Annotated in this window: 2 protein-coding genes; both read left to right on the top strand. The window is 70.3% G+C overall.

Annotated features, from left to right (window positions below; translation table 11 throughout):
- A partial coding sequence (locus tag QN345_RS19440; protein ID WP_323509165.1) for a hypothetical protein occupies positions 1-588 on the top strand: 588 nt, incomplete at its 5' end.
- On the top strand, positions 588-971 hold a 384-nt coding region (locus tag QN345_RS19435), incomplete at its 3' end, for a hypothetical protein (protein WP_416347687.1). The genes QN345_RS19440 and QN345_RS19435, both read left to right, overlap by 1 nt.

The following is a 971-nucleotide window of genomic DNA, read 5'->3' as shown; positions in this document are numbered from 1 at the left end:
ATCCCGCTCCGCATCGTGCAGCTCACCGAGCACGACGACGCCACCGGAGATCCGGCTGCGGGCACGGAGCGCTGGCTGGCCGGGTCTCTCCCCGACGACGTCCCCTGGCCGGCGGCATCCGCGAGCCACCTCGTCGTCGAACTCGTCGGCGGCCATGACGACTTCGCCGGCCCATTTGCCGGACTCGCGATCGACGGCTGGGCCGAGACACTGCCGTTTCAACCAGACCCCAAAGCATTCGATCCAGCTGCGCCGGACAACCCGCTGCGCGCGGCCAGGGCCACCACCGGGCTCGCCGTACACGCCAACCAGGCATCGGCCAGGGCGCCGCAGGTGCTGCTCTCCGCGGTGTCGCCAGACGGCACCAGGTGGACGACCGATTCCGTCGTGGCGACGGTTCTGGAAGCCGTGGAACTGGCCAAGGCCCGGCTGGTGACCTATGAGCACACGCCGGGGGACGCGGCCATCCTGCCCGCCATCTACGTGGCGAGCCCCTGGCTGCAGATCCGCACAGGGCTCCAGTTCACGGAGCTGGCCAAGGTGAAATGGTCCGGGGTCGGCATCCCGTTCCTGTCGGAGGTGAAGTGATGGCCGTCAAGATTCCCATCGACATGATGGTCAGCGCGGTGACCGACCAGAACCTGGCGGGGATCCTGAAGCTGCTGCAGGTTGCCGACCCGCCGGCCATGGTGCGGTTCGAGCCGGACTCGGTCACCGGCGACCCTGCCCCGGGTGCCGAGGCGCGCATCGGCGATGCCGCGTGGATGCTCGGTCGGCAGTGGCAGTTCGGCGAACTCAGCGGCGAGGATGCCGGATCCGTCGTGTCGGTGCACGTGGCGTCGAGCGCGCTGCCGATCACGGCCTGGGCCCCCCTGCCGGGCGCCGCGATCGATCTGGCAGACGCCGACTGGCGGCCGTGGCGCGAGGGGGCGCTTCTCGAGGAGCTCATCCAGGACGTGCCGGAGCTCGCG

Source organism: Cryobacterium sp. 10I1 (genome assembly GCF_035019805.1).
In the GTDB taxonomy this organism is placed as follows: Bacteria; Actinomycetota; Actinomycetes; order Actinomycetales; family Microbacteriaceae; genus Cryobacterium; species Cryobacterium glucosi.
This window is presented reverse-complemented; position numbering and strand designations above follow the sequence as displayed.